The 23877-nt window shown below is 68.2% G+C and carries 25 protein-coding genes; 8 read left to right on the top strand and 17 right to left on the bottom strand.

Annotation, left to right across the window (positions count from 1 at the left end):
- Positions 1-2: 2 nt before the first annotated feature.
- The 9 genes from ACO1BU_RS00815 to ACO1BU_RS00775 all read right to left on the bottom strand — a co-directional run bounded on the left by ACO1BU_RS00815 (position 3) and on the right by ACO1BU_RS00775 (position 8138).
- Positions 3-383: a hypothetical protein gene (locus tag ACO1BU_RS00815; RefSeq protein WP_424133990.1), complete on the bottom strand. Its 381-nt coding sequence runs from the start codon at positions 381-383 to the stop codon at positions 3-5.
- A 34-nt stretch (positions 384-417) separates the two neighbouring features.
- Positions 418-1098 carry a DUF599 domain-containing protein gene (locus ACO1BU_RS00810; RefSeq protein ID WP_424133989.1) on the bottom strand — a complete coding sequence of 227 codons (681 nt, stop codon included), beginning with the start codon at positions 1096-1098 and terminating at the stop codon, positions 418-420.
- A 95-nt stretch (positions 1099-1193) separates the two neighbouring features.
- Positions 1194-2408 (bottom strand): NADP-dependent isocitrate dehydrogenase, encoded by a 1215-nt coding sequence (locus tag ACO1BU_RS00805; RefSeq protein ID WP_424133988.1) that lies wholly within the window; start codon positions 2406-2408, stop codon positions 1194-1196.
- Between the two features lie 398 nt (positions 2409-2806).
- Positions 2807-3208, bottom strand: coding sequence for a RidA family protein (locus ACO1BU_RS00800; RefSeq protein ID WP_424133987.1), 402 nt, complete (start codon positions 3206-3208; stop codon positions 2807-2809).
- Between the two features lie 62 nt (positions 3209-3270).
- Positions 3271-4917: an AMP-binding protein gene (locus ACO1BU_RS00795; protein WP_424133986.1), complete on the bottom strand. Its 1647-nt coding sequence runs from the start codon at positions 4915-4917 to the stop codon at positions 3271-3273.
- Positions 4914-6074, bottom strand: coding sequence for an acyl-CoA dehydrogenase family protein (locus ACO1BU_RS00790; protein WP_424133985.1), 1161 nt, complete (start codon positions 6072-6074; stop codon positions 4914-4916). Before ACO1BU_RS00790 ends, ACO1BU_RS00795 begins: the two co-directional genes overlap by 4 nt.
- Positions 6074-6883 carry an enoyl-CoA hydratase family protein gene (locus ACO1BU_RS00785; RefSeq protein WP_424133984.1) on the bottom strand — a complete coding sequence of 270 codons (810 nt, stop codon included), beginning with the start codon at positions 6881-6883 and terminating at the stop codon, positions 6074-6076. The genes ACO1BU_RS00790 and ACO1BU_RS00785 overlap by 1 nt, the downstream gene beginning before the upstream one ends.
- Positions 6880-7389 carry a MarR family winged helix-turn-helix transcriptional regulator gene (locus ACO1BU_RS00780; protein WP_424133983.1) on the bottom strand — a complete coding sequence of 170 codons (510 nt, stop codon included), beginning with the start codon at positions 7387-7389 and terminating at the stop codon, positions 6880-6882. The genes ACO1BU_RS00785 and ACO1BU_RS00780 overlap by 4 nt, the downstream gene beginning before the upstream one ends.
- On the bottom strand, positions 7386-8138 hold the full coding sequence (locus tag ACO1BU_RS00775) for an SDR family NAD(P)-dependent oxidoreductase (RefSeq protein ID WP_424133982.1): 753 nt from the start codon (positions 8136-8138) through the stop codon (positions 7386-7388). The genes ACO1BU_RS00780 and ACO1BU_RS00775 overlap by 4 nt, the downstream gene beginning before the upstream one ends.
- 126 nt (positions 8139-8264) lie before the next feature.
- On the opposite strand from ACO1BU_RS00775, the gene ACO1BU_RS00770 reads away from it, so the two are divergent.
- A complete protein-coding gene (locus tag ACO1BU_RS00770) occupies positions 8265-10574 on the top strand; it encodes a bifunctional salicylyl-CoA 5-hydroxylase/oxidoreductase (RefSeq protein ID WP_424133981.1) in 2310 nt (769 codons plus the stop codon).
- Between the two features lie 59 nt (positions 10575-10633).
- The gene (locus tag ACO1BU_RS00765) at positions 10634-11116 is read left to right on the top strand and encodes a hypothetical protein (RefSeq protein WP_424133980.1); all 483 of its coding nucleotides are present in this window, start codon (positions 10634-10636) and stop codon (positions 11114-11116) included.
- Here ACO1BU_RS00765 and lpxB read toward each other — a convergent pair.
- Together lpxB and ACO1BU_RS00755 are read right to left on the bottom strand one after the other, a co-directional pair.
- On the bottom strand, positions 11106-12320 hold the full coding sequence (gene lpxB / locus ACO1BU_RS00760) for a lipid-A-disaccharide synthase (RefSeq protein ID WP_424133979.1): 1215 nt from the start codon (positions 12318-12320) through the stop codon (positions 11106-11108). The genes ACO1BU_RS00765 and lpxB overlap by 11 nt on opposite strands.
- 206 nt (positions 12321-12526) lie before the next feature.
- Positions 12527-13252, bottom strand: coding sequence for a Crp/Fnr family transcriptional regulator (locus ACO1BU_RS00755; RefSeq protein ID WP_424133978.1), 726 nt, complete (start codon positions 13250-13252; stop codon positions 12527-12529).
- 346 nt (positions 13253-13598) lie between these two features.
- Between ACO1BU_RS00755 and ACO1BU_RS00750 the strand changes: the two genes are divergently transcribed.
- The gene (locus tag ACO1BU_RS00750; protein ID WP_424133977.1) at positions 13599-14642 is read left to right on the top strand and encodes an HWE histidine kinase domain-containing protein; all 1044 of its coding nucleotides are present in this window, start codon (positions 13599-13601) and stop codon (positions 14640-14642) included.
- 28 nt (positions 14643-14670) lie between these two features.
- Positions 14671-15036 carry a hypothetical protein gene (locus ACO1BU_RS00745; protein WP_424133976.1) on the top strand — a complete coding sequence of 122 codons (366 nt, stop codon included), beginning with the start codon at positions 14671-14673 and terminating at the stop codon, positions 15034-15036.
- Between the two features lie 75 nt (positions 15037-15111).
- Here the strand turns inward: ACO1BU_RS00745 and ACO1BU_RS00740 are convergent, their stop codons facing one another.
- Both ACO1BU_RS00740 and hisI read right to left on the bottom strand, forming a co-directional pair.
- Entirely contained in the window at positions 15112-15789 is a 678-nt protein-coding gene (locus ACO1BU_RS00740) for a GOLPH3/VPS74 family protein (protein WP_424133975.1), read from the bottom strand.
- An 86-nt stretch (positions 15790-15875) separates the two neighbouring features.
- Positions 15876-16328: a phosphoribosyl-AMP cyclohydrolase gene (hisI, locus tag ACO1BU_RS00735; RefSeq protein ID WP_424134185.1), complete on the bottom strand. Its 453-nt coding sequence runs from the start codon at positions 16326-16328 to the stop codon at positions 15876-15878.
- Between the two features lie 57 nt (positions 16329-16385).
- On the opposite strand from hisI, the gene ACO1BU_RS00730 reads away from it, so the two are divergent.
- The 4 genes from ACO1BU_RS00730 (at position 16386) to ACO1BU_RS00715 (ending at position 20367) form a co-directional block, all read left to right on the top strand.
- A complete protein-coding gene (locus ACO1BU_RS00730) occupies positions 16386-16874 on the top strand; it encodes a Fur family transcriptional regulator (RefSeq protein WP_424133974.1) in 489 nt (162 codons plus the stop codon).
- A 140-nt stretch (positions 16875-17014) separates the two neighbouring features.
- Entirely contained in the window at positions 17015-17935 is a 921-nt protein-coding gene (locus ACO1BU_RS00725) for an aldo/keto reductase (RefSeq protein ID WP_424133973.1), read from the top strand.
- A complete protein-coding gene (locus tag ACO1BU_RS00720; protein WP_424133972.1) occupies positions 17925-19265 on the top strand; it encodes an NTP/NDP exchange transporter in 1341 nt (446 codons plus the stop codon). Before ACO1BU_RS00725 ends, ACO1BU_RS00720 begins: the two co-directional genes overlap by 11 nt.
- Positions 19266-19431: 166 nt before the next feature.
- Positions 19432-20367: a glycosyltransferase gene (locus ACO1BU_RS00715; protein WP_424133971.1), complete on the top strand. Its 936-nt coding sequence runs from the start codon at positions 19432-19434 to the stop codon at positions 20365-20367.
- A gap of 46 nt (positions 20368-20413) precedes the next feature.
- Here the strand turns inward: ACO1BU_RS00715 and metC are convergent, their stop codons facing one another.
- The 4 genes from metC to ACO1BU_RS00695 are packed head-to-tail and all read right to left on the bottom strand — an operon-like array spanning position 20414 to position 23857.
- Complete coding sequence (gene metC / locus ACO1BU_RS00710) at positions 20414-21607, bottom strand: cystathionine beta-lyase (RefSeq protein WP_424133970.1); 1194 nt, start codon at positions 21605-21607, stop codon at positions 20414-20416.
- Positions 21607-22461 (bottom strand): sulfurtransferase, encoded by an 855-nt coding sequence (locus tag ACO1BU_RS00705; RefSeq protein ID WP_424133969.1) that lies wholly within the window; start codon positions 22459-22461, stop codon positions 21607-21609. Before ACO1BU_RS00705 ends, metC begins: the two co-directional genes overlap by 1 nt.
- On the bottom strand, positions 22458-23186 hold the full coding sequence (locus ACO1BU_RS00700; RefSeq protein WP_424133968.1) for an alanyl-tRNA editing protein: 729 nt from the start codon (positions 23184-23186) through the stop codon (positions 22458-22460). Before ACO1BU_RS00700 ends, ACO1BU_RS00705 begins: the two co-directional genes overlap by 4 nt.
- Positions 23186-23857, bottom strand: coding sequence for an NUDIX domain-containing protein (locus tag ACO1BU_RS00695; RefSeq protein WP_424133967.1), 672 nt, complete (start codon positions 23855-23857; stop codon positions 23186-23188). Before ACO1BU_RS00695 ends, ACO1BU_RS00700 begins: the two co-directional genes overlap by 1 nt.
- Positions 23858-23877: the final 20 nt, after the last annotated feature.

The following is a 23877-nucleotide window of genomic DNA, read 5'->3' as shown; positions in this document are numbered from 1 at the left end:
CCTCAGTTCGTGGAATCGAAGACGGCGGGGCGGAGCTTGATGGGGCGGCGCTCCAGCGGCTTCCAGCCGTGTTCACGAATGACGTCGTTGCTTTCCACGGGCTTCCGGCTTTTCCCGAGCGACCAGGTGATGTGGTAGGTCGAGCCGCCCGGGCGGTTGGTCGTGCCGCCGATCTCGACCACCAGGGCCTGTACGCCCTTGCCGTCATCCGCCAAGCCGACCACGGCGCCCTCCGTTTCGCGCGGAAGGGGGTGGTCCTTCTGCACGCCGGGCTTCAGCGTGACATGGTGTGCGACGACACGCTCGTAGCGGGGCGGGACGAGGGCGAGGAGCGGTGCGCGCTCCTCCTGCGGCAAAAGCCATCCGAGCACGAGTTTGGTCACGGCCTCCTCCCCGTTCTGTGGGTGGGCGCTTCCCTCAGTCCGCCGTGGCCAGGGCCGCCTGGACAGCGGAGCGGAACTCCCGCCTGTGTAACTCCGAGACCACCCAGAGGGAGGCGAGAATGAAGGCGAGGGGGTGGACCACCCAGCCGAGCACGGCCAGGCCGAAATAGTAGGCCCGTAGTCCCGTGTTGAAGTGGCGGGCTGCGCGGTTGACCACCTGGGCCGCGATCTCGGCGGCGGGGATCGCGGCCTGGGTTCGGCCGAGGCCGCCGATGAGAATGGAGCCGTAGTTGAACTGGCGCAGCGCCCAGGTCAGCTCGAAGAAGGCCCGGACGAAGATCAGCAGGATCAGGAGGATGCGTGCCTCCCATCCACCATCGGTCAGCGGGGCGTCGGCGAAGGGCATGGCCCCCAGCACGCGGCGGCCGACCTCGGGCGAGGCAAGCAGGGCCATGGCGCCGCCGACAATGAAGATGCAGGTGTTGGCGAGGAAAGAGGTGGATGACATGAGGTTGCCGACGATGGCGACATCGGCCACCCGGTTCTCCTTGGGTAGCAGGGCGACCAGCCAGCGGCGGCGGTGCTCGTCCATGGCGTGGATCACGCTGCGCTGCCGGATGGAGGGCACGCGGTCCACGATCAGCGCGTAGCCGGCCCAGCAGAGAAAGAAGATGGCCAGGGCGAGGAGGTCGAGCGGGGTCAGGAAGCTGGGCATGGTCCGTCTTACCGGAAAGAAAAAGGGGCGGGGCCTTCCGGCGCCCGCCCCTCCCGTTGCTTGCAATCCGCCCGTCTTGGTGCGGGCGGTGCGGCTCAGCCGCGGGCCTTCTTCAGGTTCTCATCGAGCTTGTTGAGGAAGGCCTGGGTGTTGAGCCAGGGCTGGTCCTTGCCGATGAGGATCGCGAGGTCCTTGGTCATATAGCCGCTCTCGACGGTCTCGACGCAGACCTTCTCCAGCGCATTGGCGAAGTCGACCACATCCGGCGTGTTGTCGAACTTGCCGCGATAGGCGAGGCCGCGCGTCCAGGCGAAGATCGAGGCGATCGGGTTGGTCGAGGTCTCACGGCCCTTCTGGTGCTCGCGATAGTGGCGCGTGACGGTGCCGTGCGCGGCCTCGGACTCAACGGTCTGGCCGTCCGGGGAGAGCAGCACGGAGGTCATCAGGCCGAGCGAGCCGAAGCCCTGCGCCACGATGTCGGACTGCACGTCGCCATCGTAGTTCTTGCAGGCCCAGATATAGCCGCCTTCCCACTTCAGCGCCGCGGCGACCATGTCGTCGATCAGGCGGTCCTCATAGGTCAGGCCGCGCTTCTCGAACTCCGCCTTGAACTCCTCGTCGTAGATCTTGCGGAAGATGTCCTTGAAGTTGCCGTCATAGGCCTTGAGGATCGTGTTCTTGTGGCTGAAGTAGACCGAGAAGTTGCGGGCCAGGCCGTAGTTGAAGCTGGCGCGCGCGAAGCCCTCGATCGACTTGTTGAGGTTGTGCATCATCATCGCGACGCCGCCGGTGGCCGGCATCGGGAATTCCCCGATTTCCTGCGGCTGGCCGCCCTCGGGGATGTAGGTCATCTTCACCGTGCCGGCGCCCGGGATCTTCATCTCGACGGCGCGGTAGATGTCGCCATAGGCATGGCGGCCGACGACGATCGGCTTGGACCAGTGCGGCACCAGGCGGGGCACGTTCTGGCAGATGATCGGCTCACGGAAGATGGTGCCATCGAGGATGTTGCGGATCGTCCCGTTCGGGGAACGCCACATCTTCTTCAGGCCGAACTCCTTCACCCGCGCCTCGTCCGGGGTGATGGTGGCGCACTTGATGCCCACGCCGTACTGCTTGGTGGCGTTGGCGGCGTCGATCGTGACCTGGTCGTCGGTCTGGTCGCGGTACTCGATGCCGAGGTCATAATACTTCAGGTCGATGTCGAGATAGGGAAGGATCAGCTTGTCCTTGATGAAGCCCCAGATGATCCGGGTCATCTCATCCCCATCCATCTCGACGACTGGGGTCTTCACCTTAATCTTGGCCATGCCGATCCTCGTGCGCTGACTAGTGGCGGGGAGGCCCCGCCGGACGGAACGCTGGGCCGGGGGCGTCCCCCGGCAACGCGGCGGACATTCGCACCGGGGGGCGGACCGGGCAAGGCGGGGGCGGGGCGTTTCGGGCGTTCTCCGCCCTGATCCTGCGAAGGATGGCAGAGACGGGGCGCGGGTGGAGCACCGAGCTGGGTCAATCCCCTGCGAGCAGGCGGGCGCGGCCGGCAAACTGCCCCAGATGCAGGGTGCAGCCGAGTGAGAGGGCCGATGGAAAGCGTGCGCGAATGCCCGCATTGCGGGGAGCCGACCATGCCGAACCGGCTGGCGGACGGGCAGTTGGTCTGTTCCTGTGCAGCGGAGCGGGAATTGCCCGCCCCCAGGCCCGTCCCGGATCAGTCCGGGACGATGGCAGTCGCCTCGATCTCCAGCCGCGCCTCGGGCTCGGCCAGGGCCGAGACACCGATCAAGGCCATGGCCGGGAAGTTGCGGCCCATCACCGAACGATAGGCGCGGCCCAGTTCCGGCAGGCAGGCGCGATACTCGGCCATGTCCACCACATACCAGGTGAGGCGGCCAATATGCTCGGGGCCCGCGCCGGCCTCGGCCAGCACGGCAAGGATGTTGCGCAGCGCCTGCTCGGCCTGGGCGACGAAGCCCTGGGCGAAGCGGCCCTGCTCGTCCCAGCCGACCTGGCCGCCGGCCAGCACGATTCGGCCGCGCCCGGCCATGCCGTTGGCATAGCCCTTGGGGGCGGGCCAGCCGGGGGGGTGGAGGATCTGGAGGGGACCGCTCATGCGGGGGCTCTCATGGCCTGCGGTGCGGCCGGGTTCAAGGGAAGGCGCGGGGGCAGGGTGGCTCATCCGCCGGCCATCTTGCGAAGGGCGAAGCGCTGGAGCTTGCCGGACTCGGTGCGCGGCAGTGCCTCCAGGAACTCGATCATGCGGGGGTATTTGTAGGGGGCGATCTCGGCCTTCACATGCTCCTGCAGTGCCTTAACCAGCGCGTCGCAGGGGGCGTAGTCGGGCTTGAGGGCGACATAGGCCTTCACCAGCATGCCACCCTTGCCATCCGGCGCGCCGACGACGCCGCATTCGCGCACGGCGGGATGGGTGAGCAGGGCGCCTTCCACCTCCGGCCCGGCGATGTTGTAGCCGGCGGCGATGATCATGTCGTCGCCGCGGCCCTGGTAGCGGAAGAAGCCATCCTCCTCCTGGATGTAGATGTCGCCGGGAACGTTCCAGCCATGGAGGACGTATTGCGTCTGGCGAGGATCGGCGAGGTAGCGGCAGCCGATGGGGCCGCGGATGGCAAGCCAGCCCGGCGTGCCGCGCGGGACCTCGTTGCCGTCCTTGTCGATCACCTTGGCCTGGTAGCCGGGAACTGGAAGGCCCGTATAGCCGGGGCGCAGTGTTTCCTCGGGCGCGGCGACGAAGATGTGCAGCATCTCCGTGCCGCCGATACCGTCCATGAGGCGCAGGCCGGTCGCTCTCTCCCAGGCCTCGAAGATCGCCTTGGGCAGGGTTTCTCCGGCGGAGACGCATTTGCGGAGGGAGGAGATGTCGAACTGATCCACCTTCTGCGCCATGGCGCGATAGGCGGTGGGCGCGGTGAAGCAGATGGTCGCGCGGTATCTCTCGACCGCCGGGAGAAGCTCGTCGGGCCCGGCCTTTTCCAGCAGGATGCCGGTCGCGCCGATGCGGAAGGGAAAGAGAACGAGGCCGCCCAGGCCGAAGGTGAAGGCGAGGGGTGCGGAGCCGATGAAGCGGTCATCCGGCACGGGGCGGAGGACGTGGCGGGAATAGCCGTCGCAGATGGCCAGCATGTCCCGGTGGAAATGCATGGTGCCCTTGGGCAGGCCCGTGGTGCCCGAGGTGAAGCCGATCAGGCAAACATCGTCGGCGGCGGTGTCGCAGGCCGTGAAGTCGGGCGACCGGGCGGCGCAGCGGGACTCGAGATCGCCCGCGCCCCAGTAGACGAGATGCTGAAGGTGGTTTGCCTCGGCCGAGGCCTTCTCCATTTCGTCGCGCAGCTTGATGTCGCAGAGGGCGTGGGTGATCCGCGCCTTCTCCAGCATCTGGCCCAGTTCTTTCGCGCGGAGCAGGGGCATGGTGGCGACGACCACGCCGCCGGCCTTGAGCACGGCAAGATAGGCCGCCGTCATCCAGGCGTTGTTGGCGCTGCGCAGCATGACGCGGTTGCCCGGCACCATGCCCAGATCCTGCGTGAGTACATTGCAGAGGCGGTTCACACGGTCGAGGAGTTGCGCGTAGGTGAGCGTTTCCTCGGGGGTGACGAGGGCGGGGTGGTTCCCGCGGCCCTTTTCGACATTACGGTCCAGGAATTCGACCGCGCAGTTCAGGCGGAGCGGATAGCGGTAGTCCTCCAGGTCAAAGAGGAGTTCCGGCCACTGCTCGCGCGGCGGAAGGTTGTCGCGGGGGAAGGTGTCGATATGCGCGCTGGGCGTGAAATCCGGCGTGGAGCCGGACCAGACGTTCTGCTTCATGATGCCGCCTCTTCAGCCCGCGCACGTTCCGCGCGGGCGATGATGATCCGCTGCACCTCGCTGGCGCCCTCATAGACGCGCAGCGCGCGAACCTCCCGGTAGAGTTTTTCCGCGGGGTGGTCGCGGACGACGCCGTGCCCCCCGTGGATTTGCACGCAACGATCGGCCACGCGCTGCGCGGCCTCCGTCGCGTGGAGTTTGGCCATGGATGCTTCCCGCGAAACGCGGGGGGCACCGGAATCCTTGAGCCAGGCAGCGCGGTAGACGAGGAGGGCGGAGGTCTCGACCTCCACGGCGCTTTCGGCGATGGCGGCCTGGGTCATCTGCTGGTCGAAGAGCGGTCCTCCGAAGAGGTGGCGGTTGCTGGCGCGTTCGACCGTGAGATCGAGCGCGTGGCGGGCGAAACCCAGCGCCGCGGCGCCCACGGTGGAGCGGAACACATCCAGCGTGGCCATGGCGACCTTGAAGCCCTCGCCGGGCTTGCCGAGGCGGTAGGCGTCCGGGATGCGCATTGCCTCGAAGCGGAGCGTGGCAAGGGGATGCGGCGCCGAGACCTCGATGCGCTCGGCAATGGTGAGGCCGGGCGTGTCCGCTGGGACGAGAAAAGCGGTCAGGCCCTTGGCGCCAGGCGCCTCGCCTGTTCGGGCGAAGACGACATAGGTGCGGGCGATGCCGCCATTGCTGATCCAGGTCTTGCTGCCGTCGATGACCCAGTGGTCGCCATCCAGCCGGGCAGTGGTAACGAGGGCGGCGACGTCGGAACCTGCCTCGGGCTCACTGAGAGCGAAGGCGGCGAGAGCGGTGCCGGCGCGGGCCGCGGGAAGGAAGCGGGACTTCAGCTCCTCGCTTCCGAAAAGGGTGATGGAGCCTGTGCCCAGGCCCTGCATTGCAAAGGCGAAATCCGCCAGGCCGGAATGGCGCGCCAGCACATCCCGCGCGATGCAGAGCGCGCGGACATCGAGCCTGCCATCCTCCGGCGCCGCCATACGGAGAAGCCCGGCCTTTCCCATTGAGCGCGCGAGGGCCCGGACGGCGGCGTCCGTCTCGCCTTCCGAGAGGCGCTCGGCGTTGGCGGCGGCCCAGGTCTCGACCTCAACCGCCCAGTCGCGATGACGGGGTTCGAGGAAGGGCCAGGAAAGGAAGTCGCGGTCGGGCATCAATCGCCCTCGAAGACCGGGCGGCGCTTGGCGGCGAAGGCCTCGTAGGCCCGGCGGAAATCCTTTGTGGTCATGCAAAGGGCCTGGGCGACGGCTTCGGCCTCGATCGCCTGCTCGATCGACATGGCCCATTCCAAGGCAAGCATTCGCTTCGTCATGGCATTGGCGAAGCCGGGACCTTCCGTGATCTGGCGGGCCAGTTCGGCGGCGCTTTCCATTAGCGTCTCGGGCTCGACGGCGCGGGAGAAGAATCCCCAATCCAGCCCTTCCTGCGCGGACATGGAACGACCGGTGTAGAGGAGTTCCGAGGCGCGGCCCTGGCCGATGATGCGGGGCAGCATGGCGCAGGCGCCCATGTCGCAGCCCGCAAGGCCAACACGGTTGAAGAGGAAGGCGACCTTCGCGCGCGGCGTGGCGATGCGGATGTCGGAGGCCATGGCGATGATGGCGCCAGCCCCGGCCGCCACGCCGTCCACCGCCGCCAGAATGGGCTGCGGGCAGGCGCGCATGGCCTTGACCAGATCGCCGGTCATGGCGGTGAACTGCATCAGGCCCTTGGTGTCGCGATCCAGCAGCGGGCCGATGATCTCGTGCACATCGCCGCCGCTGCAGAAATTGCCGCCGGAGCCGGAGACGATGAAGGCGCCGACCGTGTCGTCCTGCACGGCGGCGCGGAAGATCTGCACCAGTTCGGCATAGGATTCGAAGGTCAGCGGGTTCTTCCGCTCCGGGCGGTCGAGCAGGATGAAGGCGGTCTTGTCCTCGACCGTCAGGCGGACATGTTGGGCCGAGAAATCCTTGAGGCTCATGCCCCGTCCTCCGAAATGGCGGCGCGCACGCCGCGGCGGGTGCGGTCCAGCAGGCGCAGCAGCGCGGCGCGGTCGGTGGCGGAGAGGCCGCCAAGAAGCTCCGCCACCCAATCCTCATGCGCAGCCGATTGGCGGGCGAATTCGCGGCGGCCCTGCGGCGTCAGGCGCAGGGTAACGGCGCGGCGGTCACCCTCCACGGCGCGGCGCTCGATCAGCCCCTCTTCCTCCAGCCGCGCGGAGAGGCCGGTGACGTTGCCGCCCGTGACCATCATGCGGCGGCTGAGCTCGCCGGGGGTCAGGCCGTCCGGGACGCGTTCGAGTTGTGCGAGGAAGTCGAAGCGGGGGAGGGTGGTGTCGAAGCTGGCGCGCAGGCGGCGGCGTATCTCGGCCTCGATCAGGCGGGTGCAGGAAAGCAGGCGGAGCCAGAGGCGGAGATCGTCCTTATGGCCAGCGGGGGCGGGGCCGAGGGCGGTTTCGGCATCCACATGGGTGTCGGGCGGGGTCATGGAACCTCGCCTCCGTCCACGGCGATGGCGCGTCCGTTCACCGCGCTTGCCGCGTTGCCGCAGAGAAAGAGAACGGCGGCTGCCACTTCCTCCGGCTGGACGAGGCGGCCCTGGGGGTTGTGCTTCGCGAGTTCCGCGCGGGCCTCGGCCTCCGACCGGCCGGTCTTTTCCATGATGAGGGCGACGCTTTCGGCGACGATGTCGGTTTCCGTGAAGCCCGGGCAGACGGCGTTCACAGTCACACCCTTGGTCGCGACTTCCAGGGCGAGCGCGCGGGTGAGGCCGAGCAGCCCGTGCTTCGCCGCGGTATAGGCGGTGACATAGGGGTAGCCGCGCAGGGCGGCGGTGGAGGCGATGTTCACCACCCGGCCCCAGCCGGCGGCGAGCATGGCGGGCAGGACGGACCGGGTAGCCGCGGCGGCGCCGAGCAGGTTCACGCGCAGCATGCGTTCCCAGAGCTCGTCACCGGTTTTCAGGAATGGCGCGCTTTCTGCCGCGCCTGCGGCGTTGACCAGGATGGCCGGGGACCCGCTGCGTTGCAGCACGGCGGCGAAGGCGCCCTCGGCGGTGATATCGGCGATGGCGAAATCGGCGGCGTGGCCGGAATGCACGGCTGCGCACAGCGGGGCCTCGCGCCGGCCGAGCACGGTGACGCGCGCGCCCGCGCGGGTCAGTGCACCCGCCACGGCCAGGCCAATGCCCGAGCCGCCACCGGTGACGATCGCATGGCGTCCGCTGATGCCGTCCATGATCCTCGAACCAGAGGGCGATGCTTGAAGCCTAAAGGAATCCTGCGCCGGGCCGCAAGCGGGAGTTGAAAGGCAAGAAGCTTGAAGCCTAAACTATCTCCTCACTGGCTCCCAGGAGGGTCTTCCATGCGGATCGCAGTCATCGGCGGCGGCCCGGCCGGGCTCTATTTTGCCATCCTGATGAAGCGCGACCGGCCCGAAGCCCGGGTAACGGTGGTGGAGCGAAACCGGGCCGACGACACATTCGGCTTCGGCGTGGTGTTCAGCGACCAGACGCTGGAGACCTTCGAGAAGGCGGACAAGCCGTCCTACGAGGCGATCACCGACGCCTTCGCCTATTGGGACGATATCGAGATCCACGCGAAAGGGGCCGTTCACCGGATCGGTGGAAACGGGTTCTGCGGCTGCTCCCGCCGTACGCTGCTGATGCTGCTGCAGGCACGGGCGCGGGAGTTGGGGGTGGAGCTGGAATTCCGACGCGAAGCGCGGCCGGAGGATTTCCCTGATGCCGATCTGATCGTGGCGGCGGATGGCATCAACAGTGCGGTGCGGCAGAGCGACCTGGAGCATTTCTCGCCAAAGCTGGACCTGCGGCCCAACCGCTTCGCCTGGATGGGCAGCACCCGGCCCTTCGATGCCTTCACCTTCTTCTTCAAGGAGCGGCCCGAGGGCATCTTCATCGCCCATTGCTACCAGTACGAGGCCAATGCCAGCACCTGGGTGCTGGAGACTGATCCCCAGACCTTCGAGCGGGCGGGGCTGGGCGCCATGGATGAGGCCCGGAGCGCGGCCTTCCTGGAGGAGGTGTTCGCGGAGGAGTTGCAGGGACACCGCCTCATCACCAATCGCAGCCTGTGGCGGCAATTTCCGATGATGCGCTGCGCGCGATGGTCCAAGGGAAATGTCGTGCTGCTGGGGGATGCCAAGGCGACGGCGCATTTCTCCATCGGCTCCGGCACCAAGCTGGCGATGGAGGATGCCATCGCGCTGCATGCGGCCTTCATGAAGGGCGGTTCCGTCGAGGAAGCGCTGGCGCGCTTCGAGGGCGGGCGTCGCGAAGAGGTGGAGAAGACCCAGCACGCGGCGGATGTGTCGTTGGTCTGGTTCGAGCATGTCCAACGGTTCTGGCACATGCCGCCGACGCGCTTCGCCTTCGGGGTGATGACGCGGTCCAAGGCGATCACCTGGGACAACCTGGCCCTGCGCGCACCGGAGTTCGTGGAGGAATCACGCACGCTCTTTGAGGAAGAAGTGCGCGCGCAGGGGCTGCCCGCGGTAAAGGGCGCCCCGCCCATGTTCCAGCCTTTCCGGTTGCGTGGGATGGATCTGCCGAACCGCGTCGTCGTCTCCCCGATGTGCCAGTATTCGGCGAAGGACGGGATGCCGGATGACTGGCACCTCATGCATTACGGCGCGCGTGCGACAGGCGGGGCCGGTCTGATCTTCACGGAGATGACCTGCGTCGCGCCCGACGCGCGGATCACGCCGGGCTGTACGGGACTGTGGAATGACGCGCAGGAGGCGGGCTGGAAGCGGATCGTGGATTTCGTCCATGCCCATAGCGGCAGCCGCATAGCCCTTCAGCTCGGCCATGCCGGGCAGAAGGGCGCGACGAAGCTGATGTGGGAGGGCATGGACCAGCCGCTGGAGGAGGGGGCCTGGCCCATCGTCTCCGCCAGCGCGCGGCCCTATTTCCCGAACAGCCAGGTGCCGCGCGAGATCACGCGCGCGGAGATGGACAAGGTGCGCGACGACTTCGTGGCGGCCGCGCGGCGCGGAGCCCGGGCAGGTTTCGACATGCTCGAATTCCATTGCGCGCATGGCTATCTGATGGCCAGCTTCCTTTCACCGCTGACCAACCAGCGCACGGATCAGTATGGCGGCAGCCTGGAGAACCGGCTGCGCTATCCGCTGGAGGTGTACCGGGCGATGCGGGCGGTTTGGCCTTCCGACAAGCCGATGAGCGTGCGCGTCTCTGCTACGGATTGGGCGGATGGCGGCATCACGGATGAGGATACGCTGGCCATTGCGCGTGCCTTCGCGGAGGAGGGCTGCGATCTGCTGGATGTTTCCACCGGCCAGACCGTAGCGGACAGCGCGCCGCATTACGGGCGCATGTATCAGGTGCCCTATTCCGACATGATCCGGAACGAGGCGAAGGTGGCCACCATGTGCGTGGGCAGCATCACCAGCGCCGACCAGATCAACACCATCCTGGCCGCCGGGCGCGCCGATCTAGTGGCGCTGGCGCGGCCGCATCTGGTGGACCCGGCCTTCACCATCCAGGCGGCGGCGCGCTACGGCGTCCGTACCGCCTGCCCGCCGCAATATCGCTGGGGACAGGAGGCGCTGCTGCGCAACGCGGCGCGGGAAGAGGCGGATCTGCTGGAGTTGCGGCGCAAGGCGCGGCCGAAGCGGCACGCCAAGGCGGGCTAGGCCGGGCAACCCCTGGCGGCGCGCGGCCGTTCCTCCCTCATGGCCTGGAGGAGGACGGCATGACCCGCATCATTTCTGCCCTGTTTGATAGCCGGGACGAGGCCGAAGCAGTGGTGACGCATCTGCGTGTGCACGACCACGTTCCGCCTGAGCGGATCGAAATTCATGCCTCCAACGCGCAGCCGGTGGAGGATCAGGGCTTCTGGCCGTCGCTCGGCCATTTGCTGATGCCTGATACGGAGCGCCATCTGGCGTCTGAGGGCATCCGGCGCGGCGGGACGGTGGTGACCGCGGAGGTGGAGGAGATGCTGGCCGACCATGTGATGCAGGTGTTCAACCGCCATGGCGCGGTGGACCTGGAGGCGCGGGCGGCGAGTTGGCGGGAGGAAGGGTGGCAGGATGACCCCACCGCGATTTCCGAGGCCGACCTGCCGGCCAATAGCTCCTTCGCGGTTGGGGCGGCGAGCATGGCCGGTACCGGCGTACCGATGGTGGATCGCGAAAATCCCGTGACCGGGCCGGGCTCCGGCCTCAAGACCTGACCAGTTCGAGCACGGCGCGAGCGGCAGCCTCGCTGGGGCTTCCGCCGGCGGGTGGACGCAGCATGGAGAGGACGCGGGCGAAATCGGCGCGCTGCGCCTCGGCGGCGGCGCTGTCCGTCAGCAGGCGTTCCAACTCGGCCGCGAGGCGATCGGGGCGGCAATCCTGCTGGATGTATTCGGGGATGACTGGCGCATCGGCCAGAAGGTTCACGATGCTGGCGTAGCGGACCTTCACGAGGCGCCGCACGATCTCGGCGGTGATGGGGTTGACGCGGTAGCCGACCGCCATGGGCACCCCGGCCAGCGCGACCTCCAGCGAGGAGGTTCCGGACTTGATCAGCCCGGCCGAGGCCGCGGCGAAGGCATCGTGCTTCTCGGCGAGGTCCCGGACCAGGATCGGACCGGGGGCCCAGCCGGCGGCGGCCTGGCGCACCGCCTCCTCCACCGGGCCGGCAAGGGGCACCACAGGGCGCAGGCCCGGCACGCGGGCGGAGAGGAGGCGCAAGGCTTCCCCGAAAATGGGCAGCAGGCGGCGGATCTCGGTGCGGCGGCTGCCCGGCATGACCAGCACCACGCGCTCCTCCGGCCGGATTCCGTGGGCCGCGCGGAAGCGGGCAGCGTTGCCCTGGTCGGCGCCGCTTTCCAGCACGGGGTGACCGACAAAGGTGACGGGAATGCCCGCGCGCTCGAAGAAGGGCGGCTCGAAGGGCAGGAGGGCCAGGATACGGTCCAGGCGATGTGCCATTTCCTTCACGCGGCCCTGGCGCCAGGCCCAGACCTGGGGCGCGACATAGTGGATGACCGGAATGCCCATCGGCTTGATGCGCTTGGCGAGCCGCAAGGCAAAGCCGGGGCTGTCGATCGTGACCAGCGCGGCCGGGCGGAGGGCGGCGATGTCGGCAACGGTCTGGTCCATGCGGCGGGCCAGGCTGCGGAGGTTCGGCAGGACTTCGAGCAGGCCCATTAGGGCGAGTTCGCGCATGGGGAAGAGGCTTTCCAGGCCCTGCTCCGCCATGCGGTCGCCGCCAATGCCAGCGAAGGAGAGGTCGGGGCGCATGGCGCGCAGGCGGGCCATGAGGCGGGCGCCGAGCACATCGCCGGAGGCCTCGCCGGCCACGATGTAGAGGGGCACGGAGCCCGGCGGGCCGCTGGGGCGGGGCGTATCGCCGGCGGCAGGCCCGGCCCAGTGTGAAATGTCCGACATGGAGGCTGCATAGGCGGGTGGCGGGCCGGGGGAAAGCGGCGGCGGCGGGGCGGCGGGCCAGGTGGGCAGCCGATCCAGAAAGCCCGACGCTGGAGCGTCAGCTTCCCGCCTCATTCCGGTTGTCACGAGAATCTCGTCGTGGCTCGGAGGCGGACATGGCCACGTAGAGCCTTTGCCCTCCTCGGCCCCGGCCGAGCCGGATCGGTCTACCCCCTCGCGGTGCCGAGCAGCTTGTCGAACTGGCGGCGAACGGCGCCATGGCATTCGCAGGAGGCCGCCTCGAGCCCCTCACGGTCCGTGATGGTCATCTGGCCGTGGCCGTAGCGAATGAGCCCTGCCTGCTGGAACAGCCGTGCCGCGACGGTGACGCCGGGGCGGTGGACGCAAAGCATCATCGCCAGGAACTCCTGGGTGATGGGGAACCGGTCGCCCTCGGCCCGGTCATGCGCTATCAGCAGCCAACGCGCCAGGCGCTGATCCAGGGCGTGGTGGCCGTTGCAGGCCGCGGTCTGGGTCACCTGCTGCTGGAAGGCCAGGGCATAGCGGAGCAGGAGTGTCCGCAGGGCCGGGCTTTCTTCAAGGGCCCTGTGGAACGCGCGCGCCTCCAGTCGCAGCGAGGTGCCGGAGCACTGCACCATGGCCTCGACCTGGCTGCTGTCGCTGCCGAGCAGGAGGGGCAGGCCGACCATGCCCTCACTGCCTACGATGCCGACCTCGGCAGATCGGCCATCCGCGAGGAGAACCAGCATCGAGGACCAGCCGGTCTCTGGAAAGTAGACGGCCGTGATCGGCTCGTCGGGCGCCGACAGGATGTGACGCACTTCCAGTTCTAACGGCTCAAGCTGCGGCCATAGGTGGGCAAGCTCCTCGGGCGGTAAGGCCGCGAGCAGGCGGTTGCGGGGTGTCGGAACGGCGGATCGCGAATAGGCCAAGGTAAGTTCCCGAGCGACGGTGTCGGCGGGAGCACTGGCTACTCTCAGCCGCCCGCGCCGGAGACCGCGGCGGGCGATAAACGGGATATGGGAGTTCTCGGGCGCGCCGCCAACGAATGATTTGGCCTGCTGGCAGCGGGACAGGCATGCCGCCCTCGCTGGCCGGTTCTGTACGACATCCGACAGCCAGCCCCGACGGATTGCGGCAAGAGACCCGCCTTCTCGGAAATGGATCGTGGCGTCCATGTCGTTAATGTATTCGGGGCCTCCGGTGCCGCACGATGGTGAGCCGCCTCGCGGGACCACCCAGCATCCTCCGGCGCAGACGCCGAACGGCGCGGGAGAGATGGCCGGGCTACCGGATGCGGAACGGCGGATCGCGGAGCTGGAAGCGGAGAACCGGGAGCTGCGGGCCGAGGCCGAGCGGCTCCGGCGGGTGCTGGACAGCGCCAGGGATCACGCGATCGTCACACTGAACCTTGCCGGCCAGATCACCGGCTGGAACGAAGGCGCCCGCGCCATCCTGGGTTATGGCGATGCCGAGGTCCTGGGGCGATCGGGCGAGTTGTTCTTCCCGGCCGAGGATCGAGCCCAGGGCGTGTTCATGGGCGAGCTGTGCCGGGCGATGGAGGAGGGCCGCGCCCCGAATGAGCGGTGGCACATCCGCCGCGACGGCAGCCGCTTTTGGGCGAGCGGGGCCATGCTGCCGCTGCTGGACGGGAATGGTCAGCCGGAGGGCTTCCTGAACGTCCTGCGGGACAACAGCGCGGTTCGGGCCGAAGAGGAGCGCAGGGCGCTGCTGATGGCCGAGATGGGGCACCGGGTGAAGAACACCCTGGCAGCCGTGCAGGCGGTGGCATCCCGGACCCTTCGCCGCGCCGGGGTGCCCCCGGACGTCCAGGAAGCGTTCACCGACCGGCTCATCGCCCTCGCGCGGTCTCATGACCTGCTGATGCGTGGAGGCTGGGAAGGCGCGCCGCTGGCCGATGTGCTGGAGCGTGCCCTCTCGCCCTATGGCGGAACCGAGCGCGCGCGGCTGGAAGGCCCGCCGGTGAGATTGATGGCGAACGCCGTGGAAATGCTCGGCCTGGCCTTCCATGAGATGGCGACCAACGCGGCCAAATACGGTGCCCTTTCAGTGCCGGAGGGGCTGGTCGCGGTCCGGTGGAGCTTGCGGCGAATCAAGAGCGGCAGCCGGTTGGTGGACATCGTCTGGTCCGAGCGCGGAGGGCCGCCGGTCCTTCCGCCTGCCAGACGGGGATTCGGCTCTGGGCTGCTGGAACGCGGGCTGACTCATGACCTCGGCGGCAGCGTGAAGCTGGACTTTCATCCCGAAGGGCTGGAGTGCCGGATCTGCCTGCCGATTGGAGCGGGGGCAGACGGAGAATGAGGCTTGGAGAGGGGATCCGAAAAGAGTCGTGAACCGCCACATGGCGGAAACGGGTCGGCTCCAGCAGCTCGGCCAGAGGTCTTTTCCCACCTTCCGCGATCTCCGGCCGGGCCGGCAGCAAGCTCCGGAACGCGGCGGCAGTTTTTCCAGCAAAGCGTGCCGCTTGTTGCATCCGCGAGATGTGGAAAGCGTTCTATTTTTCGCGCATGACCACGGGGCGGGCAGACCAATGACCGAAATGACGATCGAGCTTTCTGACGAGCTTGCCGAGGCCATCGAGCAGAAGGCGGCGGCGCTGGGAACCACGCCGGACCAGCTGCTTTCCGCCGTGGTGACCGAGGCGGTGGCCGAGATTCCGGAGCTCGAGGCGGACGACGACTGGCAGTACCGCTGACGCGTTGCTGCATGGTGCTGCGGCCGTGCTTCCAGCCGCAGCACCATCAGCCGACAGATCTGAGGGTGGCGTGCCCTACATGATCGGCGTGTAGCGGGCCATTTCCATGAAGATGTCGCGCACGGCGTTGCCGAGGGAGCGGGTCAGCTCATCCAGATCGGATACCTCGGTGATCCGCGCCTCGGCCGATTCGAGGGTTTCGCTACCCAGCAGCAGCGGCAGCACCCCGGCGGCGCGGGCGAGGCCGATCAGCAGGCTGTCGCGATGCGAGGGCGGATGGTCGTCGAAGATCACGGCCATCAGCCGCGCCTTCACCTCCCGTTCCTCCCTGTCGGAAATGGTGGGGTAGCGGCGCTCCGGGAAGATCCACAGGAAACGGCCCTCCTCTTCCCGCAGGATACCGCGGGCAACTAAGCGGGCGAGGATGGCCTCGCGGAAGCTGTCGGCCTCACCGCCCAGGGTTTCGATCCACCAGCGGCTGTCATGCGGCAGGTCGGCGGGCTCGTCCGGCAGGTGGCCGGGATCGGCAGCGATCCGGGCCAGGACGGGGTCCAGAAGCGGATCGCCGGTGGGGGTGGGATTGGTGACGAAGAGGCGGCCCGGGGCCGTGTCGATGCGATCCTCCAGCGCCAGCTCCGCCAGGATGGCGGCGGCGACAGCATAGCCCGAAGCGGGACCGGCCATCTCGTGCATCCGGCCGGTCCGGTCATCCAGCATCAGGAGGATCAGCTCCTCCGGCATGGTCAGCGGCATGGGAAACCTCGATTCCGTTGCGCGACGCCGGGGAGCAAGCGCCCGTGATAGGCGGGCCGTCAACCGGCTCCGCCCGCAAGGGATCGTTAGTGGCTGTGGCCGTAGAGGGCGGCCGGATCGGCCAGGACGGGCTCCAGCGGCTCCACCGAGCCCTCCTTCAGGCCCCAGGAGAAGCAGGAGCGGCGGCCGGTGTGGCAGGCGACCCCGTCCTGGTGAACGGTGGCGAGCAGCGCATCGCCGTCGCAGTCCAGGCGCAGCTCGATCAGGTGCTGCACCTGGCCGGAGGTCTCGCCCTTGCGCCAGAGGGCCTTCCGGGAACGGCTGTAATAAGTGACCCGGCCAGTGCTGAGGGTTTCTTCCACGGCCTCCGCATTCATCCAGGCCAGCATCAACACCTCGCCCGTGCCATGCGCCTGGGCGATGGCGGCGACCAGCCCGTTCACGTCGGGCTTCAGGGCGGCCAGGAAGCGGGCCCGGGCCTCGGGGGAGGGGGGCTGCCATGGGGCGAGATCTGCGGGGCGTTTGGGGGGCGTGGCCATGCGGCCTATATAGGCAGGGCCGGCGCCGGCGTCCTCCGCGCCGCGCAAGAGGACCGGATGCCCCACGGCGACCACCATCACGACCATGCACCAGCCAACCGCCTGACCGTCCTGCGCGGGGCGGAGGAGGCCTGCACCCGGCGCGGCGTCCAGCTCACCCCGCTCCGCCGCCGGGTGCTCGAGATGGTGCTGGAGGCGGACCAGCCCGTGGGGGCCTATGCCCTGCTCGACCGGCTGCGGGCGGAGCGGCCCGGCGCGGCGCCGCCCACCGTCTATCGCGCGTTGGACTTCCTGATGGCACAGGGGCTGATCCACCGGATCGAGCGACTGAACGCCTTCATTCCCTGCGCGGAGGCGGCGCATGGTCATGACCATGAGCACCCCCATCAATTCCTGATCTGCCGGAATTGCGGGCGCACCGCCGAACTGTCGGACGACTCTGTGGCCGCCGCCGTCGCGGCCGCCGCGCGGGCAGCTGGCTTCAGCCCAGCGCGGGCGACGGTGGAGGTGGAGGGCACCTGTGAGGCCTGCGCCGGCTTAGCCTGAACGTTCCGTTATGAATTTTGCGGGGGGCCGTTCCGCGGGCCCGGTCTCTCGCGCACACTGTCTTCCCAAGATTGACGACGCCGTCCCGCGCCGCATCCCGCGGCCGCAGGGTCCTTGCCTGATCTCGGGGAGACGACGCCATGCATGCCATCACCCGCCGCACCGCGCTGGCCGGCCTGGGGGCCGGGATCGGCGCCGCCGCCTTGGCGAGGCCGGCCGCGGCTCAGCAGACCGCACTGATTCGCAAGCCCATTCCCTCCTCCGGCGAGATGATCCCGGTCGTTGGGCTGGGCTCCGCCCGCCGTTACGAGGAAGCGAAGACGGAGGAGGATATCGCGCCACTGCGCGAGACCTTCCGGCGCTTTCACGCCCTGGGTGGCACGGTGCTCGACACTGCCCCTTCCTATGGCAACGCCGAGGCGATCATGGGCGGGTTGGTGGCCGATCTGGGCATCCGGCGGGATCTGTTCCTCTGCACCAAGGTGGGTGTGGACAACCCGGAACAGGGGAGGGCGCAGATCGAGCAGTCCTTCCGGAACTTGCGGACGGACCGGATCGACCTGCTCGCCGTGCATAACCTGCGCGACATCACCAACGAACTGGCGATCCTGCGGGAGCTGAAGGCGGCCGGGCGGATCCGCTATGTTGGCGCCACGACGTCCTTCGACCGGCAGTATGAAGCCTTCGAGGCGATGATGCGGCGCGAGGCGCTGGACGCCATCCAGGTGGACTACGCGCTGGACAACCGCAATGCTGCGGAGCGGATCATCCCGCTGGCCAGGGATCGCGGCATGGCGGTGTTCATCAACCTGCCCTTTGGCCGTGGCAGCGTGTTCCGGGCCACCCAGGGTAAGCCGCTGCCGGACTGGGCGGCCGAGATCGATTGCACGAGCTGGGCGCAGGTGATGCTGAAATACATCGTCTCCCATGAGGCCGTGACCTGCGCCGTGCCGGGCATGGCCCAGACCCGCTATGTCGATGACAACCTGAAGGCTGCCCAGGGGCGCATGCCCGATGCGGCGCTGCGCCGACGGATGGAGCAGTATATCGATGGCCTCTGACCCCCCCGCCGCGGCGGGCGAGGGCGGCTGGCTCTATCAGGGGCTGCGGCGGATCATCGATGTCCGCCCGGCCGAGGCGCGGGCGCTGGCCTGGTCCTGGCTCTACGTCTTCTCGCTGTTCCTTGCCTATTACGTGCTGCGGCCGATCCGGGACGAGCTGGGCGTCGCGGGCGGGGTGCGGAACCTGCCCTGGCTCTTCACCGGCACGCTTGTGGCGATGCTGGCGGTGAACCCGCTTTTTGCCTACGCGGTGCGGCGATGGCCACGCGAGCGCTTCATCGCCATCGCCTATCGTTTCTTCATGCTGAACCTGCTGGTCTTCATGGCGCTGCTGGCCGTCGCCACGCCCGAGCAGCATGTCTGGATCGGGCGGGCCTTCTTCATCTGGGTTTCGGTCTTCAACCTCTTCGTCGTCTCGATCTTCTGGTCCTTCGTGGTGGATGTATTCGACGGGGAGCAGGGAAAGCGGCTTTTCGGTTTCCTCGCGGCCGGCGCCACGCTGGGCGGGATCGCGGGATCAAGCCTGACCTCGGGATTTGTGGAGAGGATCGGGCAGACCTGGCTGCTGCTGGCCTCCATCCTGCTGCTGGAGGTAGCGGTGTTCGCGGTGCGGCGGCTGTCGCGCATCAGCGACGCATTCCAGCGTCCGGTGCAGGGCGACGATCCCCATAAGGCGGTGGGCGGCGGCATTTTCGCGGGAATGACGCATACGTTCCGCTCCCCCTATCTGCTGGGGATCGGTTTCTTCATCCTGTTCTACTCCGTTACCTCTACCTTCCTGTATTTCCAACAGGCTGAGATCGCGGCGGCGAATTTCCCGGGCCGAGCGGCGCGCACCGCCTTTTTCGCCGAGATCGACCTCTGGGTGAATGTGCTGACGCTGGTTTTGCAGGTATTTCTGACAGGGCGGCTGATGGGCTGGCTCGGCGTGGCGGTGACGCTCTGTGCCCTGCCACTGTTCAGTCTCTTCGGCTTCGCGGCCCTGGCGATGGCACCGACTATGGCGGTTTTCGTAGTGGTGCAGGTGGCGCGCCGCGTGAGCAACTTCGCCCTTGCCCGGCCGACGCGGGAGGTGCTGTTCACCTCGGTGCCACGGGAGGACCGCTACAAGGCGAAGAATTTCATCGATACAGTGGTGTATCGGGGCGGCGACCAGGTGGCGAGCTGGGCCTATACGGGGTTGATCGCGATGGGGCTAAGCATGACGGGAATATCCGTCGTGGCGGTGCCGCTCTCGGCCGCCTGGCTGGTGCTGAGCTTCTGGCTGGGGCGGCGGCAGGAGCGGGCGGGGGGGCGGAGCATTCCTGGCACGGCGTCGCCCATGGGGTGAAGGGAGCATGTGCCGATCCGGCCCGAGGTGGTCGTCCGGGTGTTTGCCCCGTCCCGCGGTCCACACTGTCCGGAACGCCTAAGGGCAGGCGGAAGCCTTCACAAGAAGTGATGCGCTGATTAGGAGGAGGAACGACTCCTCCAGTAGCGAGCAGCCCGCAGCGCACATGACAGACTTCAAGGTCGCCGTCCTCATTCCCTGCCACAACGAGGAGGTGGCGATCGGCTCAGTTGTTGCGGGTTTCCGCGCCGCGGTGCCGAACGCGACCATCTATGTCTACGACAACAACTCGACCGACGGTACGCGGGCGGCCGCGGCCGCTGCCGGCGCGGTGGTTCGTTCGGAAAACCAGCAGGGCAAGGGTAACGTGGTCCGGCGCATGTTCGCCGATGTGGAGGCCGATGCCTATTTGCTGGTGGATGGGGACGGTACCTATAACGCTGACGACGCGCCTGCCCTGCTCCGCCTGCTGGTGGAAGAGCACCTGGACATGGTGACCGGCGTGCGCGTGACCGATGCCGCCGCAGCCTACCGGCCGGGCCATCGCCTGGGAAACCGGGTGCTGACTGGCGTGGTCCGGCATGTCTTCGGAGACCGCGTGACGGATATGCTATCGGGCTACCGATGCTTCTCCCGCCGTTTCGTTAAGTCCTTCCCGGCCCTGGCGGCAGGCTTCGAGACGGAGACGGAGTTCACCGTTCATGCGCTGGAGCTCCGCATGCCGCTGGGCGAGTTGCGGACCGTCTACAGCGAGCGTCCGGCCGGCTCCTTCTCCAAGCTGCGGACTTACCATGACGGATACCGTATCCTTCGGATGATCCTCGCGCTGGTTCAGCGGGAGAAGCCGCGCCTGTTCTTCGGTGTCATCGCCGGCGTCACGGCCCTGGCGGCGGTGGTGCTCTTCATCCCGGTGCTGGAGGAATTCCTCGCCACTGGCCTCGTGCCGCGGCTGCCGACCTTCGTCGCCTCGGCGATGCTGATGATGCTGTCCTTCCTCTCCATCGCCTGCGGCCTCATCCTGGACACGGTGACGCGCGGGCGTATCGAGGCGAAGCGGATCGCCTATCTTTCACATCGGGCCCCGGGAAACGAGCCAGGCTAGGGCGAGCCGCCGCAGCCTGGTTTGAGCTGCGGCTGACCCATGCCGCCTAGCGAGACAGCCGGTCCAGCGCCTGGGCCAGGTCGGCGATCAGATCCTCCGTCTCCTCCAGCCCGATATGGATGCGGATGGCCGGGCCGCCGAGGGCCGGATCCTTCGCCGTCCGGGTGATGGAGGGTGCCGTCGGTAAAGCGAGGCTTTCATATCCGCCCCAGGAGGCGCCGATGCCGAAAAGGGCGAGCGCATCCACCACGCGCTCCGCATCCGCCTCGGAATAGCGGGGCTGGAGAACGACGCCGAACAGCGAGCAGGGGCCCGCGAAGTCACGTGCGTAGAGCGCGTGCTGCGGATGGGAGGGCAGGGCGGGATGCAGGAGCCGCAGCACCTCCGGGCGGGTCTCCAGCCAGCGCGCGACCTTCAGGCCATTTTCGGCCTGCTGCTTCAGACGAACCGGCAGGGTGCGGAGGCCGCGCAGGCACAGCCAGCAATCATCGGGGCTCGCGAACTGTCCAAGCTGGTTCGTGGCCCCCTTTATGATCTCCCAGTCCTCGGGCGTGTTCACGGTCACGCTGCCCAACAGGATGTCGGAATGGCCGCCGGCATACTTGGTCAGGGCCTGGATGGAGACATCCACGCCATGGGTGAAGGGCTGGAAATTGTACAGGCCCCAGGTGTTGTCCATCAGCACCTTGGCGCCCGCGGCGTGGGCGGCGCGGGCGATGGCCGGGATGTCCTGCAGCTCGAAGGTGTGGCTGCCCGGGCTCTCCGTGTAGACGACCTTGGTGTTGGGGCGGATCAGGGCACGCATCCCGGCCTCGTCCACCACCGGGTCGTAATAGGTTGTCTCGATGCCCCAGCCCTTCATCAGCCCATCGGCCAGGTTGCGCGCCGGGCCATAGACGCTGTCGGGCATCAGGCAGTGGTCGCCAGCCTTCAGATAGGCGAGCAGCGGCACCATCACGGCAGCAAGGCCCGTGCCGACAATGACGCAGCGCGTGCCCCCCTCGATCTCGGCAATCATGTCCTCAAGCATGTGATGGGTCGGGCCGCCAGCGGTGCCATAGGTCAGCACCTGCTCGTAGCGCTGCTTGGCCGCCGACTTGCGGGACTCGCAATCCGGGAAGAGGACGGTGGAGCCGCGATGGACCGGCGGGTTGACGAAGCCATGCACCTTGGCCCCCGCGCGGCCGAGATGGGACATTCGGGTTGCGAAGCCGAGACTCTTGTCGGCGGAATCGGCCATCAGGCGTGGTCCTTGGTGGTCTTGGGTGTTTCGGGGCGCAGCGCCCATTCGGTCCAGGAACCGTCATAGACGGAGCCCTCGGGCAACCCGGCCTCGACCAGGCCGAGCGCCAGCACGCAGGCTGTGACGCCCGAGCCGCAGGAGAGAATGACCGGGCGCTCGCAATCGGCGCCGGCCCGCGCGAAGCGGGCGCGAAGCGCATCGGGCGGCAGCATGGTGCCATCCGGCGCCAGCAACTCGGTGAAGGGGATATTGGCGGCGCCTGGCATGTGGCCGCTGGGCAGGCCGGCGCGCGGCTCCGGCGCCGTGCCGTCGAAGCGGCCCGCCGCGCGGGCATCGAGGATCAGCGCCTCGCCGCCGCCCTGGCGGACGATGCGCTTGATATCGCCGATGCCGCGCAGCCGGTCGGCACGGAAGTCAGGAATGAAGGTGGCGGAGGGCGGGCTGGGGGGCTCTCCGGATTCGACCTTGCGGCCCTCCCGCTTCCACTTCGGCAGGCCGCCATCCAGGACGAAGGCGGCGTCGTGCCCCATCAGCCGCATCAGCCACCAGCCGCGGGCCGAAGCACGCAGCCCGTGCTGGTCGTAGAAGACCACGCGGCTGCCATTCGAGATCCCGAGCGCCCCGGCCAGCTTCGCGAAGCGCGCGGGCGTCGGGACCATATGCGGCAGGTCGCTGTCCGGATCCGCGAAGAGATCGATATCGAAGAGGCGCGCGCCGGGGATGCGAGCTTCCCGGAAGGCGATGAACTTGTCGCCGGGTTCGTTGGGCAGGAACAGCGTGCAGTCCAGCACCACCAGGTCTGGCTTGCCGAGCTCGGCCTCCAGCCATTCGGTCGAGACGAGTTCGCTCATTTCGGATCCTCCGCCAGCACGATGTGGATGCGCCGGTTCTGCTTGCCCTTGCTCTCCATCTTCGTCACCTCCACACGGCCGATCTCGCCGGTGCGGCGCACATGGGTGCCGCCGCAGGGCTGGAGGTCCACCGGGGATTCCTCGCTGCCGATCCGCACCAGGCGGACCTGCCCGGCGCCGCGGGGCGGCTGGACGGAGAGGGTGCGGACGAGGCCGGGATTGGCGTCCAGCTCGGCCTCGGTGATCCAGCGCTCGCCAACCGGGTGATCACCGGCGATCAGCGCGTTCAGCCTCTCCGTTACCCATTCCTTGGTAGGAGGCTCGGGCAGGTCGAAGTCGAGGCGAGACTTCTCGGCGCCGATCTGGTTCCCGGTGGCGTAGATGCCGGGCATGGCAGCGCAGAGCAGATGCAGGGTGGTGTGCATCCGCATGTGCCGGTGGCGCCGGGTCCAGTCGAGCCTGACCGCGACCTTGGCGCCGACAGGCGGAAGGGCGGCACCCGGGGCGGGGATGTGCAGGGCGGAACCGTCCGGCGCCTTGACGGTGTCGGCCACGGGCATCTCGCCCCCTTCCCAGGCCAGGATGCCCGTATCGCCGGGCTGGCCGCCGGCGCGGGGATAAAAGACGCTGTGGTCAAGGACCACGCCGGCTTCGGAGGCTTCGAGGACGATGGCCTCGTTCTCCCGGGCATAAGCGTCTTCGCGGAAAAGCGGGGTGGTCTGCATCACTTGGTCCATTCGGCCTTGAGACGGGCGTGGTTCACCTGGAGCCAGAGCAGGGCCAGGGCCGCGGGCGCGTTACGGATACGGTTTTCGGCGACCATCGCGAAGGCCTCGGCGGCATCCACCACCATCACCGCCGTTTCCTCATTCTCCGCGGCAAGGCCGCCGACCTGCCCGGGACCGCTTTCGAGCGATACCTGGGCAAGCTGGAAATGCACCTTCTCGTCCGAGGAGCCCTGCACCAGCATGAAGGTGCCCATCGGCTCGATCCGCGTGCAGGAAAGGCCCGTCTCCTCCTCCAGCTCGCGGCGGGCCGTGTCCTTCGCATCCTCGCCCGGCTCCATCAGCCCGGCGGGTAGCTCCGTCATGCGCGGCTCCTCCCCGGCGGCCAGGGCGGGCAGGCGGAACTGCTCGATCAGGGCGATGCGGTCGGTCACGGGATCCCAGGGCAGGATGACCGTCGCCTCGCCACGCCGGAGGAGTTCCCAGGTGACGGGGCCGGAGAGGCTCCCGTCCCGCTTGCGATAGCGGAAGCGCACGCGCTGGACGGGGAAGCGGCCGTTCCAGACCACCTCGTCCGCCTCTGGGACAAAAAACGGGTGGGGCGGGACGGGCGGCGCCTTGGCCGGCCGGCTGGTTGCGGGAGGAGGGGCCGGGCGGTCTTGCTCTGTCATGCGGCGCGGACGCTACAGCG

It is taken from the genome of Roseomonas chloroacetimidivorans, from assembly GCF_049629625.1.
Taxonomy (GTDB): Bacteria; Pseudomonadota; Alphaproteobacteria; order Acetobacterales; family Acetobacteraceae; genus Roseomonas; species Roseomonas chloroacetimidivorans.
The sequence above is the reverse complement of the archived record's forward strand: the minus strand, read 5'-3'. Positions and strand labels throughout refer to the sequence as shown.

Bases quoted from the DNA above. Each gene is read 5' to 3' on its own strand.
- ACO1BU_RS00810 (WP_424133989.1), bottom strand. From the start codon at position 1,098: ATGCCCAGCTTCCTGACCCCGCTCGACCTCCTCGCCCTGGCCATCTTC.
- ACO1BU_RS00805 (WP_424133988.1), bottom strand. From the start codon at position 2,408: ATGGCCAAGATTAAGGTGAAGACCCCAGTCGTCGAGATGGATGGGGAT.
- ACO1BU_RS00800 (WP_424133987.1), bottom strand. From the start codon at position 3,208: ATGAGCGGTCCCCTCCAGATCCTCCACCCCCCCGGCTGGCCCGCCCCC.
- ACO1BU_RS00795 (WP_424133986.1), bottom strand. From the start codon at position 4,917: ATGAAGCAGAACGTCTGGTCCGGCTCCACGCCGGATTTCACGCCCAGC.
- ACO1BU_RS00790 (WP_424133985.1), bottom strand. From the start codon at position 6,074: ATGCCCGACCGCGACTTCCTTTCCTGGCCCTTCCTCGAACCCCGTCAT.
- ACO1BU_RS00785 (WP_424133984.1), bottom strand. From the start codon at position 6,883: ATGAGCCTCAAGGATTTCTCGGCCCAACATGTCCGCCTGACGGTCGAG.
- ACO1BU_RS00780 (WP_424133983.1), bottom strand. From the start codon at position 7,389: ATGACCCCGCCCGACACCCATGTGGATGCCGAAACCGCCCTCGGCCCC.
- ACO1BU_RS00775 (WP_424133982.1), bottom strand. From the start codon at position 8,138: ATGGACGGCATCAGCGGACGCCATGCGATCGTCACCGGTGGCGGCTCG.
- ACO1BU_RS00770 (WP_424133981.1), top strand. From the start codon at position 8,265: ATGCGGATCGCAGTCATCGGCGGCGGCCCGGCCGGGCTCTATTTTGCC.
- ACO1BU_RS00765 (WP_424133980.1), top strand. From the start codon at position 10,634: ATGACCCGCATCATTTCTGCCCTGTTTGATAGCCGGGACGAGGCCGAA.
- lpxB (WP_424133979.1), bottom strand. From the start codon at position 12,320: ATGTCGGACATTTCACACTGGGCCGGGCCTGCCGCCGGCGATACGCCC.
- ACO1BU_RS00750 (WP_424133977.1), top strand. From the start codon at position 13,599: ATGGCCGGGCTACCGGATGCGGAACGGCGGATCGCGGAGCTGGAAGCG.
- ACO1BU_RS00740 (WP_424133975.1), bottom strand. From the start codon at position 15,789: ATGCCGCTGACCATGCCGGAGGAGCTGATCCTCCTGATGCTGGATGAC.
- hisI (WP_424134185.1), bottom strand. From the start codon at position 16,328: ATGGCCACGCCCCCCAAACGCCCCGCAGATCTCGCCCCATGGCAGCCC.
- ACO1BU_RS00730 (WP_424133974.1), top strand. From the start codon at position 16,386: ATGCCCCACGGCGACCACCATCACGACCATGCACCAGCCAACCGCCTG.
- ACO1BU_RS00725 (WP_424133973.1), top strand. From the start codon at position 17,015: ATGCATGCCATCACCCGCCGCACCGCGCTGGCCGGCCTGGGGGCCGGG.
- ACO1BU_RS00720 (WP_424133972.1), top strand. From the start codon at position 17,925: ATGGCCTCTGACCCCCCCGCCGCGGCGGGCGAGGGCGGCTGGCTCTAT.
- ACO1BU_RS00715 (WP_424133971.1), top strand. From the start codon at position 19,432: ATGACAGACTTCAAGGTCGCCGTCCTCATTCCCTGCCACAACGAGGAG.
- metC (WP_424133970.1), bottom strand. From the start codon at position 21,607: ATGGCCGATTCCGCCGACAAGAGTCTCGGCTTCGCAACCCGAATGTCC.
- ACO1BU_RS00705 (WP_424133969.1), bottom strand. From the start codon at position 22,461: ATGAGCGAACTCGTCTCGACCGAATGGCTGGAGGCCGAGCTCGGCAAG.
- ACO1BU_RS00700 (WP_424133968.1), bottom strand. From the start codon at position 23,186: ATGCAGACCACCCCGCTTTTCCGCGAAGACGCTTATGCCCGGGAGAAC.
- ACO1BU_RS00695 (WP_424133967.1), bottom strand. From the start codon at position 23,857: ATGACAGAGCAAGACCGCCCGGCCCCTCCTCCCGCAACCAGCCGGCCG.